Here is a 13533-nt window from a genome sequence, read left to right on the forward strand (position 1 = left end):
AAAACGAAGGAATGGAGATCGAAGTGGCAGCAAACATGAACAGAGAGAACAACGACATTACGGCTGGCGCGACCGACGGCATGCTCGGGCCCAACCCGTTCGTCGGGCTGCGCGCCATTGATATTTTCGCCGCCGTCCAGCAGATCGGCGCGCAGGCGATGCTACATCCCGCGCTCCTGCTCGATCAGACCGCGGCGCTCGCCCGCGATCTGACGTCGGTTGTGACCGGCAACGAAACATCCGTGCCGCAGCAAGGCGACAAACGCTTCGCCGATCCGGCATGGCGCGATCAGCCGCTGTACCGCACCACGCTGCGGGGCTATCAGGCGTGGCGTAATGCACTCGCCGGCTTCGTCGAGCGCTCGGCACTCGATGACGCGAGCAAGGAACGCGCGCAGTTCGTGATGTCGCTCATGACCGACGCCCTCGCGCCGACCAACACGCTGGCCGGAAATCCCGCGGCGCTCAGGAAGTTCGTGGATTCGGGCGGAACGAGTCTCGCTGCGGGCCTGAGGAACATGCTGGCCGATACGCTGAACAACAAGGGCATGCCCACCCAGGTCGACAAAACCGCGTTCGACGTGGGCAGGAATCTCGGCACGTCTCCCGGTGCAGTCGTGTTTCGTAACGAGGTCCTTGAACTCATTCAGTACGCGCCTGCGACTCCGAACCTCTACGCTCGCGCGCAACTGATCGTGCCGCCGCAGATCAACAAGTTCTACATCTTCGATCTGGCAGCGAACAAGAGCATCGTCGAGTATCTGGTGAAGAACGAGTTCCAGGTGTTCGCCGTGAGCTGGCGCAATCCCACCGAGGAGCACCGCGACTGGGACATGGACACGTATGTCGCCGCGCTCATTGAAGCGATCCAGGCGGTGCGCGACATCACCGGCAACGCGGATGTCAACCTGCATGGCGCATGCTCCGGTGCGATGACGATCTCCGCGCTGCTCGGCCATCTGGCAAGCCGCGGTCAGAAGACCGTCAATGCGGCCACGTTGATGGTGGCGGTGCTGGACAATACCGCCCGGTCTCAACTCGGGCTCTTTACCACGCCCGAGGCCGTTGAGATGGCCAAACAAAACAGCATCGCCAAGGGCGTGCTGGAAGGCGAGGAGATGGGTCGCGTGTTCGCCTGGATGAGACCCAACGATCTCGTCTGGAACTTCTGGGTCAACAACTATCTGCTCGGCAAGGCGCCGCCGGCCTTCGACATTCTCTACTGGAACAACGACACGACACGCCTTCCGGCGAAGCTGCACGGCCAGTTGCTCGACATCTTCAAGGACAACCTCTTCACCAAGCCCCGGGCACTGAACGTCCTTGGCACGCCGGTCGATTTGTCCGAGGTAACGTGCGACACGTACGTGATGGCTGGCATGACCGACCACATCACGCCCTGGCGAGGCGTCTACAACACGGCGCGCGCATTCGGCGGCAACACGCGTTACGTGCTGAGTTCGAGCGGGCATATCCAGAGCCTGATCAATCCGCCGGGCAATCCCAAAGCAAAGTTCTTCTGTAATGCAGACCTGCCCGAAGACGCCGACGCATGGCTCGCCGGGGCTCAACCTCATGCCGATTCGTGGTGGGACGACTGGCGCCAGTGGCTCGCCGAACGCTCGGGCGAACTGCGCGCCGCACCCAAGACGCTTGGCAACAGGCGGCACAAGCGACTGGCCGATGCGCCGGGAGCCTATGTCCTCGAGGCTTGATCCGAACGCGTGACCCGGCCTCGCGATGGGCAATGCTGGCGCGCTCGCGCGGCGAACCGTTGAATTTCATAAGGAAAAGAATGATGGAAAGTGTGCGCACCATGGAGATCCAGAGCGTCGTTCTGGAAGGTCAATTGCTGCGGGTCGGCATCTGGCGAGGCAGCGATGCTTCGCCGCCGCTCGTGATCTTTAATGGCATCGGCGCCAATCTCGAACTGGTCCAGCCGTTCGTCGATGCGCTCGGTGATGTGGAAGTCGTGATGTTCGATATTCCGGGCGTGGGTGGGTCGCCGGCGCCGCTTGCGCCGTATCGCTTCTCCACGCTGTCCGCTCTCACCGACAAGCTGCTCGTGAAGCTCGGCTACAGCGGGCCGGTGGATGTGCTCGGCGTGTCCTGGGGGGGAGCGCTTGCGCAGCAGTTCGCGTATCAGTATCCGTCGCGTTGCCGGCGGCTGGTGCTTGCTTCCACCTCGCCGGGCGTCATTATGGTGCCCGGACGGATTTCCGTGCTTTCCAAGCTGATCGGGTCCCGCCGCTATAAGGACCCGGAGTTTCTGCAGGAGGTCGGCGCGGAGATCTATGGCGGTGCATACCGGAGCGATCCCGAGTTGCTGAAGGAACACGGACGTCATATTCAGGCGCCGGGCGGGCGTGGCTACGTGTACCAACTGCTTGCCGTATGGGGCTGGAGCAGCCTGCTATGGCTCGGGCGTCTGCGGCAGCCGACGCTCGTCATGCACGGTGACGACGACCCCCTCGTGCCGCTCGTCAACGCGAAGATTCTCGCTTCCCGTATCCGTCAGGCGACGCTTCATGTCGTCGAGGACGGTCACCTCTTTCTCGTCACGCGGACGAGCGAAGTGGCTCCCCTCGTGCGCGACTTCCTGTTTGCAGGAATAGCCCACACAGTCTGACCGGCAGTGGCGATGACCTGCCGCATCGAATACGGGGATCAACAGGCATTCAACATATCGAGCCTCGCCTCGCATGGCGCTTGCTGGCGGGGCCGGCGAGCAGCCGCTGACCAATGAGGACTGTCCATGACGGCTGTCAACGCAATCCAGGCGTCCGCGGTGCGCTGCTCTGGTTGCGCCCGCGCCCATTTTGCGGATCGACGTATTCTTCGATTTCATTTGCCCGTGGTGCCTGATTTGCAGTCGCCATCTGAGCGCCGCCCTGGCCCGATTCGCCGAATTGCACGCGGACGAGAATCTCAGCGTGACGTGGCGCTTGCAGCAACTTCTACCCGATAGACCTCCTCGGCGGCCTGGCGTACCAGGCGTTCTTCTATCTCGCACGCCTGCAGCGCGGAAAGCGTTGCCGCGCGGCGACAGCAGGTACGGGATACGGGCCGAGCTGCGGGCATCGACTTCCGGTTCGGCTTGCGACGGTCCGATGGAGAACATATTGGCTCGGTGACCGGACGCTCGCAAACGGCCAAAATTCTGACGTTATTCGAGGTGCAACACGGACGGTTGAGTGTTGACTTTGCTTCAATAAGTGGCCCGTCGATTTGAGGCGGCGTATCTTTCGTCGGACATGAGATTGGCGGCCCGAAATCGGTTGCACTGCAGGACTTGTCACCGTGCTTCGTGATCGCGTTCGTAGGAACCCTGGCTACTTGCCGGTATTGCCGTTCTGCTTATCCGCGGCGGACTCACGCTGCTGCAGGTAAGGCACCCAGTCGAGAATTTGCACGTTCGTGAAACTGAGCGGGCGCGTCGCGAAGAACATCACGGCGCGCAGCCCGTCTGTGTAATAAGTCATCCCATTCAACGTCGCCCGCGGGTGTGCCTGCGGTGCCGGACCGACTCCATTTACGAATCCGAGCTTATCCAGGCCGCCGGAATACATCATGTCTTGGACCAGAAAGTTTCGCGCCTCGTCCACATCCCCATGTAGCGCGTCACCTGCCATATCGTGTTGCTGGAAGCGGCGACCGACGGGCCGTCCGACCTGCGCCAGATACACGCGGCTACCGTTGAAGCGGATTGGCGCGAGCCATGCACGCAATGCAGTGGACGGCGCGCCCGCTTGTGCTTCCTTGCGCAGGACGACGTCGGGTCTGCGTCCAAATACCCACTGTGTGCGGTCGCTTTCGCGCAAGTCGCGACGATAGCCACGCCGCACCATTGCGGCACCGATGTCCTCAAGCATACCGATAACAATTAGGTTCAACGGATCGGTTTTCGATGTCGCGTGCTCATCCGTGGCACAACACGGTAACCGCTCGAGCGCTGCGCGCAATGACCCAAGGTCCTGGTAGTCAGTGAATGCAGTCTCGGGATACACGAACGGTGTCAGCGCGAAACGCGAGTCAGCGCCATCGTCCGGTACGGGCAGGAACAGCGAGAAGGGGATTAACGTCCTGCTTCCGAACATATCAATATTGACGAGTTTGATTTGCTGGTCGGGATTGGTGAAAAGAAACCCCGCGCGCGTGTCTCCGGGGGGCACGGGATTCTTGAATCCGAGCTTGATCAGGTGACTGTCGATGCTCGCATTCGTCCCTCCGCCGAGCAGCACGTGCATGGACCAGGCCACTTCGAGCGGCGAGAAGTAATCCGGATCGGTGCCCGAATGCAGCAGCCATAAAGGTTGTGAAGTCCGGTTCCGAACTTCGACCCATACCGGCTGTACGTTGGTCTTGTTGATGTCGGCCCCGAAGATGCGTTTGCTGTCGTCGGATCCGAGCACGGCCGCGCTCACCTGGACGTCCTGCCTCGCCGCAGTGACAGCACGCTCGCGCAGCGGCGCATCGTCGACGTTCGTTGGGGCTGTCCATGTCGCGCAGCCGGCGAAAACCAGAAGGAGGACGATGCTGCCGACCGCATATCTGAGTGCACGAGGGCACAATGGCAGCGCACTCATTGTCTCGCCCCTGGCGGCGGATTGCTGCCGGGCCTGGCGCTCACCTTCCACGAAAAGAACTCGATCTCCGACAGCGAGGTGGGATGGCGGTCGAATACGAGGACCGCGCGGTACCCGTCGGTGTAGTACGGATCGGTGGTAAGGTTCTCGCTCGGTGCGGTTTGCGTGGCAGCGCCTACTCCCTTCACCAGGCCGATCCTCGTGAGGTTCTGCGAATAGGCCATGTCCTCGGCGAGCGCTAGGCGGGCCTCGTCTACGTCTGGGTCGATCTTGTGCGTGGTGAACGTCGGTGAGTGAAACGTCATACGCGTGCCTATATCCCGGCTGATCTGGCCCATCCATACGGGCTTACCCCGATAGCGCATGGGGCTCAGCCAAAGCCGCAGATGATTACGCTGGTGAATATTGTCACGCGCTTTCTGCAACGCTAGGTCCTGCGCTCGCCCAAACAGATAAAGATCACTGACCGGCGCATTGACATACCGGTCGCCGGAGAGCGCGGAAGTCACCATCCTCATGATCGCGCCCGACCACTTTTGCTCGGTCGGGCTCCAGCCGCGGCGCACCAGCGCGGGAAAGGCGTCGTCGAGGCCTCCCACGACGACCAGATTGAGCGGATCGCCGTTCTTCGTGCCGTCCTTGTTCGTTGCGCAGCAAGGAAGGGCTTCGAGAGCGACGCGAAACGCCTCGTCATCCGTATAGTTCACGATTTTTTCGGGCGGATAGATCTCGCGCCGAAAGACTTCGCTCACATGGTAATCGGCATAGAAGCCCGGCACGACCGTGAGGATCGAGAACGTCCTGGCGTGCGCGCTTGCGACAAGGTCCAACTGGACGAGCTTCGCGCCCTCGTTAAGATTGGTCAGCACGAATCCCGACCTGGTCTGCCCCGGCACGATCGGATTCTGGAACGCGAGGTCGCGGAAGCGCCGGTCGAGTTCGTCCTTTCCGGCCGACGGATCGCTGTTAATGAACGCCTCGGCGGCTTCCGAAGCCGGGAAGAAATTTGGATCAAGACCGGGCGACATCAGGAAATAGCTGAGGGTCTCGTTGTTCGAGACTTCTATCCAGACTGGTTGCATTCCCTTCTTTGCGAGCGGGACGCCATAGACGGCCGCACTTTCTTCTGCAGAAAGCACCACTGCGGATACCCGCAGTCCGCCTTCAGTGCGCGTTACGGCGCGGCTCCTGTAGGTGAGCTCGCTGGTGGTAGAGGGCGCCATGGCGCAACCCGACAGGAACAAGGCTACGACGGCTGCGCCCAGAAGTCGATTCACTATTCCGTTCATCGCGTAACCCCGGTGCCGTTAGGGCAAGTACCAGCGATTCTTGTGATCAGTTCTTCACCGCTATCCGGCAAATTATAGTGGGTGAGTTTGGGGCATCGAACAACCGTATTGATGGAATAGTTGGAGACTGCCGCGAATTCGAGGATGGCAGTTTCTACTTCGATAGCTGTCGTTCGCGCGGGAAACCTGTAGCAGCCGCTTCGGGTCGATGAGGCGCCGTCAGGCTCCGCACCCCCGGCCGAGAACATCGCAGCAATTGCCTGGCATGTGACGTAAATAACAACAGATCTCGCTCGAAGCGGTGTAGTTTGGCCGCCGGTCGTACGTACAAACGTCAATTAGGATACCAAATCATGTCGAGGCTATTTTGAAATGTCGGGGTTTGAGCTTTTTAGAAATGTCGGGTTTTTAGGTTGTAAATCTCACTGTAAAAGCTCATTTCTCCACCGCGGCTGCCCGTTCTCGCGCGGTACTCAAGACCGCCGCATTGAACTGCTCGCGCGTCAACTCGCGCTGCGTGCGGGTACCGACCTTGCGTTCTTTTGGCCGCGGCGCCTGACCTTGATTCGTGCGCGAGGGTGAGCCCGACGCGCGCCGGTTATCCCGCTCGGCCTGCAGCACCTGCGCGACCTGCAACGCGTGACCCAGGCGCTTATTGTCGAGCACTGCACCTTGATCGATTTCGGAAAGCCGGTCGTATTGGCGATAGGCGAGGGCCGCGCCGTTCACACGAATCTCGATGCGCCCATCCGGATACTCGAATACGTCCAGATACTGGTGAATCAGCGCACGGTTCTCCGGCGTATCGTCCAACATATAAATCACTCGGTCGTACTGCACCGTCAACACCTTGGTCACGCGGCGCGCCACCCGCGAACTCAGGACCAGGTCGAGATCTTCGTCATCACGCAATGGCCGATGCGCATTAAATGTCCCCTTCGGCACCTTGCCAAAGCGGCCATTGAAGTCGGCGATGAAGTGGGGCGCATAGGCATTGGCCGCTTCCTTGGTATCGATGCCGCGCAGTCGCAACTCTTTCACCAACCTATCCTGCAAGGTCAGATTGGCCCGCTCAACGCGTCCCTTTGCCTGGCTGCTATTGGCACACCAGGTATCGATGTTGAGCTCGTACAAGGCCCGCCCGAACTGCGTAACACCTTTGCCAGCGGCCTCGGCATGGCCGTTGCAATGGAACACGGCCGCTTTGTCGCTATAGAGCGCCGCCGGCTTGCCGTGCTGCTCAAGATACTTGCGGGTGGCCTCGAAGTAGCTGAAGGTCGACTCGGTCGCAGTAAAGTGCAAGGTCATCAGGCGGCTGGTGGCATCGTCGATGAACACCAAGAGCGTGCAGGCCGGCGCGCGTTCCTCGAACCAGCGATGATCGCAGCCATCGATCTGGATCAGCTCGCCCAGACACGAGCGCCGGTTTCTCGGCTGATGCAGTTTCGGTGGCCGCTGCTTGCGCGGGATCCACAGACCCGCATCGCGCATCCAGCGCCGTACGGTTTCCTTCGCCAACGCAACGCCGTGACATTCGCGCAGCTTCTCGCAGGCGAGCGTCGGACCAAAATCGGCGTACCGCTCGCGCACCAGCGCCATCGAGCGGGCTCGCAGGGCGACCGGCAACTCACGGTTGCTAGGCTGACCGCGCTTGCCCGAGATCAGTCCGGCCGGACCGCTCGATGCGTAACGCCGCGCGAGGCGGCTGATCTGACGCTCGCACAGTCCAAGCCGCTCAGCGGCAAGTACCATCGTCAACCGATGTTCACACACCGCCTCGATGATCTTGATGCGCTCGAGTTCATGCATAGTCGCCGTGATGAAACCACGCTCGTTCATGGCAAGCCCCTTGAAGACGCTTGCCACCAGCGTGCGCCTCAGGAGCAAAACCGGACATTTCTAATGAGCCCAAACCGGACATTACTAAAAAGCCCTGACAAATCAAAAAGCGATAATTGTCTTTATGTCAAATTAGCCGGTCGTCTGACTGCTTTGAGATGTCCGTATCGGCACCTGTCGACGCGGTCTACTCGTGATCAAGCGCCGCCGTTTCTCATAGTCTTGGCCGCAGTGGGAGACGCCCACGATCGAGGCTATCTCGGTCTCGCGCGTATAGGCGACGATCGCGTGCTCGCGGGATTGACTGGTGCTAAGCCCGTACAGCAAGTCGTCATTTTCGGATTCCACCAGCGGTAACTGCTGTCGTTATGCTTACAGGCTTCCAGGAACCCTCACGCCGGGCGTTCGCGCATGAAATTGAGCGGCGTGCCGAACGCGCTCCCGTGCGACTGATCGTCTTTGGAAACACCCGTCCCGTGTGATTTCCACAAGATAGTTCGCCAGCAGGTTTGCACTGGCCGTCAGCGTTCGGTCCTTCATCTTGACAAGCGCCCATTCTCCAAAGCGGTTGCTGTTCATCCGCACGTTGAGCGGCAGAATGGCATCACGCGCATTGCCAAAAAAATCGCCAAATAGCGATTGTCGCCGCGCACATGGCCTTTCCGGCTTAGTCGGCTCGGGGTATCAAGAAGTGTCACGCTCTGCGCGGCAGGGATAGCTTGGAGGGCCCTTCTTCGGAGGCAAGCGAAGCGCGCGGCGCCACAGGCCAATAGTATGGGGCACGAGCGACCTGTCATCAGCATGAACGGATTGCCTATGCCCACGAAAATTCCCTCAAAGCATCATCGTATAAGAAAACCACAAGGAGGAGTCCGAGATGCCTCACACCATCGCGCAGTGGACGCAGATTGCCCCCCACTACCATCGAGGCACGATTCTTCTGGGCAATGGAGCCAGCATGGCTGTCTCGCCCAGCTTCGGCTACGGCTCGCTGCTGGAGCACGCCCAGCGAAATGGCTTGCTCGCAGACGATGTAAATCGCCTCTTTCACTCTTTCGGAACATCCGATTTTGAGCTGATCCTTCGACTAGTCTGGCAGGCATCCAACGTCAACAAGTCACTGGAGATACCCGACCGTCGCACGCACCAGGCCTACCTGAATGTCCGAGAGTGTTTGATCCAAGCCGTGCGCGATGTGCATCCTGAGTACGACCAGGTGAACGGTCAGTTGCCCAGCATGTACGAGTTCCTTCGGGGATTCGATACTGTCATTTCGCTAAACTATGATTTGCTGGTCTACTGGACGATGACCTACGGGCTGAACATCCAAGATGGTCATCTATTCAAGGATTGCTTCCTCGGGAACGGCGTACACGGCGCATTCAATGACGCGTGGCAAAGATTCCGTGCACCCTACAGGGAGCAGACCAACACGTTGGTGTTCTATCCCCACGGAAACTTGGCGCTGTGCCGCAATGCTGTGGAACAGGAGCTCAAGATCCACAACGCTGGAGCAGGCTTACTTGAGGCAATCCTTCAAGCGTGGCGCAGCGAGCAATTCGTGCCGCTGTTCGTCAGCGAAGGAACGATGCAGCAGAAGGTGACCTCAATCCAGAATAGCTACTACTTAGCTACTGTGTACAGAGAGGTGCTCACATCGCAGCGATTCGCGTTGACCCTGTTCGGTTGGGGACTGGGGGAGCATGACCGGCATCTGCTGAAACGGATGCGTGGAACCGGAATTCAACGGGTAGCGGTCGCTGTTTTTCGTGGGGATCAGGTCTACTGCAACTATGTGCACCAAGTCATTCAGGACGATCTCGGGCCTGTTCAGGTCGATTTTTTCGATAGCGAAAGCCCCGGTTGTTGGATTCACGCGGCGCCTCCAGGCCTTGGTCAATGCGGGCTCTAGCGCGAGCTCGAATGCCCGCCAGCTTGGCACAGCCAATTGGGGATTGTGCGGGTCGCTAAGCTCTGCGAGGCGGGGATAGTCCTAAGGGCGTTCCCCCGAGGGCAAGCAAGCGCGCAGCACCGCAGCCGCGAAGGCGTGAGGGATTGAGACCGGATGGCCGTGACGGCAAAGGCGGCACAGGGCGCAGCCCGAATGCCCCGCGAGGCAAAGCCACCGGCACGCTATGCCTTCCCGCAGTCACGGACTCAACAACTCAACACATATCGAAGCAGCTTCGCACAGTTCACGCCCCAGCGACGTTGCCGCCATTCGCACTGCGCCCCGCGGTAGGAGGGACGCCGCGGCCGTCAGGCTGCTGGCGCTCCCCGCCACTTTACCTCTACCGCAGCAGTGGGCTCCGAGCAGCCTTCGAGAAGCTCTTCTTTTCCGCTACACGAAAACATGAGAAAATGGGTCTATTCCATTTCAAATAAAAATAAATCCATTGAAAAACAGATGTTTAACAGAATGTTGGACGAAATGAACGACGTTCAATTAGATTTAGCCCAGCTGATCCGGCTTGCGCTCGCGGAGCAAACGGAGGATGTGCGCCTGTTCGTGGCCCGCCTGGTGCGCAAATATCGCAATACCGATCCGGAGCTGGCTGAACAGATGGACCTATATCTGCGCGCGAAGGCACCTCGCGCGAGCGCCCCCCTGCGCAAGGTCGCGCCACCGCCCCTATCGGCGCAGCCGCTGCCTGTCGATGACGAATCGAGGCTATCGCTCTTAAAAGTTTTCAGGGACGAGCCCAATCGGGAACCACCGTTGCTGGCGACGGACTTGGAAGAAACCTTGAGTCAGCTAATCCAGGAACGCCACCAGACGAAGCGCCTTGCATCGATGGGCCTGAATCCCACCCGATCCGCCATCTTTGTCGGCCCCCCCGGCGTCGGTAAGACGCTTACCGCACGCTGGTTGGCGTCTCAGCTGGGCATGCCTCTGTACGTGCTAGACCTGACCGCCGTCATGAGCAGTCTGCTCGGGCGAAGCGGAAGCAATCTGCGGGCTGCACTTGACTTCGCCAAACGCAGCTCCTGCGTGCTGCTGCTCGACGAAATCGACGCTATCGCGAAGCGGCGAAGCGACGATACCGACATCGGCGAGTTGAAGCGCTTGGTCACTGTCATCCTTCAGGAGGTCGACGAATGGCCCGCCACAGGGCTGCTGCTGGCAGCAACCAATCACGCGGAATTGATCGACCCCGCGCTCTGGCGGCGTTTCGACCTGGTGGTCAACTTTAAGGCGCCGGGAATACCAGCTGTCAAGCAAGCTATCAAGCGCTTTCTGGGACCGGACTTTGCCCTGTTCGGTCGCTGGATCGACATTTTGACCTTCGCCTTCCACGGCGAGTCGTTCAGTGACATCGAGCGGGATCTCCAGCGCTTCCGACGAGCCGTCGCGTTAGGCACGGCCTCGGACGCCGACTTGATCGAAGAGTTCGTCAAATCGCGCGCGCTTGTCCTAGATCGTCAAGGCCGCATCGATCTCGCAGTGCTGCTGGCCAAGCAGACCCGATTGTCGCAACACGCAATCTCTGAGATCACCGGTGTGAGCCGCGACACCATCCGCAAGTACACCAGCGAGCAACCGGCTGCTGCCAAGAAGACCCAAAAAGGAAAGCCTGACGCATGAGCCAAACCAATTTTCTGATCGGGCGCGGCGAATTGCTGACCCACGACATCAAAGGGCCGAAGCGCATGCCAGGCAAGGTCGAGGTGTACACTCTCGCGCAAGCCACGCAGCGGTTGACCCCGCAGTTTTCGGCAACTGCTACCGTACTGGATGCGTTGCCGACGCACGCCTGCCCCGGCGACTTCGGCGTGGCCCGGCTCACGATGAATCCCAGCTATATCGCCAGGTCGTTCTTCCCAGTGGCGATGCTTCGCACGGTCGGCCTTGAGTCGGTCGGCAGCCGTACCGTGAAGGTGACGCCTGGAGGCTGGACCAAGAAGGGGGCCCCACAAGAATCCTCGACGACAGAATTGTTCGTTGCCGGCAAGCGCCAAGCATTTCGGCACCTGAACGAATGGACTCGGCAAATCGAGGAAGGGTCCGATGAAGCGCTGGACCTCGCGCATATTGAGCAGTTCTCCGCATTCACGCCCCAGGAACGCATTGCCGACTACGGCAGCGTCAAGGATCGTTTCTTCGAAGTAGGTATTCACCTGCTGCCAGAGGAAAGCCGGCTGTTCGTACAGCAGGCCTTCGTGAAGTACGCCAAGGAGGTAAGCATCAAGGTTCATAGCGACCTTGGCTTCACGGCAGGCAACCTCTGGTTCGTGCCAGTCGAAGGCAAGCACAACCACATCGAACGGCTTGCCGAATTCGTGTTCGTGCGCGTCATCCGTCCGGTGCCCAAGCTGCGCGGCATGCGACCCGTGCACCGCACGGGCGAGGTGTCGGTCGGCTGCAGCCTGCCGACCGAGCAGCCATTGTCGTCGGAGCCCAAGGTCGCGATCCTCGATGGCGGCTTGCCCAAGCAACACGCACTCGGTCCGTGGCTACGCTCCTACCGTGTCCTGGACGAAGACGCGCAAGACGATCCGGCGGGCCTGGAGCACGGCCTGGCCGTCAGCTCCGCATTCTTATTCGGCCCCATCCAGCCGACTGGGACGGCGGCCCGCCCCTTTGCCTACGTCGATCACTTGCGCGTTCTGGATAAGGATGCTAAGACGGAAGACCCGCTGGAGTTGTACCGGACCTTGGGATTCGTCGAGCAGGTACTGCTCTCCCGGCAGTACCAGTTCATCAACCTCAGTCTCGGCCCGGACCTGCCGATCGAGGATACCGACGTACACGCCTGGACGTCGGTCATCGACGACCTGCTGAGTGACGGCGACACTTTGATGACCGTGGCCATCGGCAATAACGGCCAATTGGACCGCCCATCCGGAAACGCCCGCGTGCAGGTACCTTCGGACTGCGTCAATGCGCTGGCCGTCGGCGCCGCCAACAACACCGAAGCAAACTGGGCGCGCGCACCGTATAGTGCGTTCGGCCCCGGCCGCAGCCCGGGTGTCGTCAAACCGGACTTGATGGCGTTCGGTGGCAATGCAGGCAATTATTTCCATGTACTTTCGCCAGGCAAGAAGGCTGCGCTCTCACCGCAACTGGGCACTAGCTTCGCCTCACCTTACTTGCTGCGCAGCGCAGTCGGCATTCGCGCCATCCTTGGGGCGGAGTTGTCACCGCTTGCGATCAAGGCACTGCTGGTCCACGCTGCCGACGCAGCGATGCACGACAAGCTCGAGGTGGGTTGGGGCAAGGTACCCGAGGATTTGATGAGCATCATCACCTGCCCGGAAGGCGTAGCGCGCGTCGTCTATCAGGGCGAGTTGAAGCCAGGCAAATATCTGCGCGCCTCGCTGCCGTTGCCTGTCGGTGGCCTGAAGGGCAGCATCCGTCTCAAGGCCACCTTCTGCTACGCTTCCTCGACCGATCCACAAGACGCCGCCGCGTACACGCGTGCGGGACTGGAGGTCGTCTTCCGGCCCAGCGACGAGAAGATCAAGGACGGCAAGGCCAACGCCGATACCAAGAGCTTCTTCGACATGAAGAAATACGCGACCGAGGAAGAGCGACGCTCCGATATGGGCAAATGGGAAACGGTGTTGCACAGCGCGAAGAATATGCGTGGCAGCACCCTCAAGAATCCGGTCTTCGATATCCACTACAACGCGCGTGAAGCCGGCCACAGCACAACCGGCGCAGAGAAGATCCGCTACGCGCTGATCATCACCGTCGAAGCACCCAAGCACGCCGATCTCTACAACGAGATCCTGCGGGCCTATGCGAACACACTGGTACCGATCCAGCCGCAGGTGTCGCTGCCGATCCGGATTCGGTGAAATATGCGCCGACCTGC

Annotated in this window: 9 protein-coding genes; 6 read left to right on the forward strand and 3 right to left on the reverse strand. The window is 60.2% G+C overall.

Going from position 1 to position 13533, the window contains the following annotated elements:
- The first annotated feature begins 35 nt into the window (after positions 1 to 35).
- From AWB79_RS13255 to AWB79_RS41040, 3 genes are all read left to right on the forward strand, one after another.
- Positions 36 to 1715 (forward strand): alpha/beta fold hydrolase, encoded by a 1680-nt coding sequence (locus tag AWB79_RS13255; protein ID WP_061168051.1) that lies wholly within the window; start codon positions 36 to 38, stop codon positions 1713 to 1715.
- 83 nt (positions 1716 to 1798) lie between these two features.
- Positions 1799 to 2629: a poly(3-hydroxyalkanoate) depolymerase gene (gene phaZ / locus AWB79_RS13260; protein WP_061167889.1), complete on the forward strand. Its 831-nt coding sequence runs from the start codon at positions 1799 to 1801 to the stop codon at positions 2627 to 2629.
- A 190-nt stretch (positions 2630 to 2819) separates the two neighbouring features.
- A complete protein-coding gene (locus AWB79_RS41040; protein ID WP_074169368.1) occupies positions 2820 to 3134 on the forward strand; it encodes a DsbA family oxidoreductase in 315 nt (104 codons plus the stop codon).
- A gap of 198 nt (positions 3135 to 3332) precedes the next feature.
- Here the strand turns inward: AWB79_RS41040 and AWB79_RS13265 are convergent, their stop codons facing one another.
- From AWB79_RS13265 to AWB79_RS13275, 3 genes are all read right to left on the reverse strand, one after another.
- Positions 3333 to 4586 carry an LssY C-terminal domain-containing protein gene (locus AWB79_RS13265; protein WP_061168052.1) on the reverse strand — a complete coding sequence of 418 codons (1254 nt, stop codon included), beginning with the start codon at positions 4584 to 4586 and terminating at the stop codon, positions 3333 to 3335.
- On the reverse strand, positions 4583 to 5875 hold the full coding sequence (locus tag AWB79_RS13270) for an LssY C-terminal domain-containing protein (protein ID WP_061167890.1): 1293 nt from the start codon (positions 5873 to 5875) through the stop codon (positions 4583 to 4585). The genes AWB79_RS13265 and AWB79_RS13270 overlap by 4 nt, the downstream gene beginning before the upstream one ends.
- Positions 5876 to 6310: 435 nt before the next feature.
- Complete coding sequence (locus AWB79_RS13275) at positions 6311 to 7714, reverse strand: ISNCY family transposase (RefSeq protein WP_061167891.1); 1404 nt, start codon at positions 7712 to 7714, stop codon at positions 6311 to 6313.
- Between the two features lie 877 nt (positions 7715 to 8591).
- Between AWB79_RS13275 and AWB79_RS13280 the strand changes: the two genes are divergently transcribed.
- The 3 genes from AWB79_RS13280 (at position 8592) to AWB79_RS13290 (ending at position 13516) form a co-directional block, all read left to right on the forward strand.
- Positions 8592 to 9626 (forward strand): DUF4917 family protein, encoded by a 1035-nt coding sequence (locus AWB79_RS13280; protein WP_061167892.1) that lies wholly within the window; start codon positions 8592 to 8594, stop codon positions 9624 to 9626.
- A gap of 441 nt (positions 9627 to 10067) precedes the next feature.
- Positions 10068 to 11300, forward strand: coding sequence for an AAA family ATPase (locus tag AWB79_RS13285; protein ID WP_232470897.1), 1233 nt, complete (start codon positions 10068 to 10070; stop codon positions 11298 to 11300).
- Positions 11297 to 13516 (forward strand): S8 family peptidase, encoded by a 2220-nt coding sequence (locus tag AWB79_RS13290; RefSeq protein WP_061167893.1) that lies wholly within the window; start codon positions 11297 to 11299, stop codon positions 13514 to 13516. Before AWB79_RS13285 ends, AWB79_RS13290 begins: the two co-directional genes overlap by 4 nt.
- The last annotated feature ends 17 nt before the right edge of the window (positions 13517 to 13533 follow it).

The sequence above is a fragment of the Caballeronia hypogeia genome (assembly GCF_001544875.2).
Lineage (GTDB): Bacteria > Pseudomonadota > Gammaproteobacteria > Burkholderiales > Burkholderiaceae > Caballeronia > Caballeronia hypogeia.

Coding starts and splice junctions, on each gene's coding strand:
- AWB79_RS13255 (WP_061168051.1), top strand. CDS start 36: ATGAACAGAGAGAACAACGACATTACGGCTGGCGCGACCGACGGCATG.
- phaZ (WP_061167889.1), top strand. CDS start 1,799: ATGGAAAGTGTGCGCACCATGGAGATCCAGAGCGTCGTTCTGGAAGGT.
- AWB79_RS13265 (WP_061168052.1), bottom strand. CDS start 4,586: ATGAGTGCGCTGCCATTGTGCCCTCGTGCACTCAGATATGCGGTCGGC.
- AWB79_RS13270 (WP_061167890.1), bottom strand. CDS start 5,875: ATGAACGGAATAGTGAATCGACTTCTGGGCGCAGCCGTCGTAGCCTTG.
- AWB79_RS13275 (WP_061167891.1), bottom strand. CDS start 7,714: ATGAACGAGCGTGGTTTCATCACGGCGACTATGCATGAACTCGAGCGC.
- AWB79_RS13280 (WP_061167892.1), top strand. CDS start 8,592: ATGCCTCACACCATCGCGCAGTGGACGCAGATTGCCCCCCACTACCAT.
- AWB79_RS13285 (WP_232470897.1), top strand. CDS start 10,068: ATGAGAAAATGGGTCTATTCCATTTCAAATAAAAATAAATCCATTGAA.
- AWB79_RS13290 (WP_061167893.1), top strand. CDS start 11,297: ATGAGCCAAACCAATTTTCTGATCGGGCGCGGCGAATTGCTGACCCAC.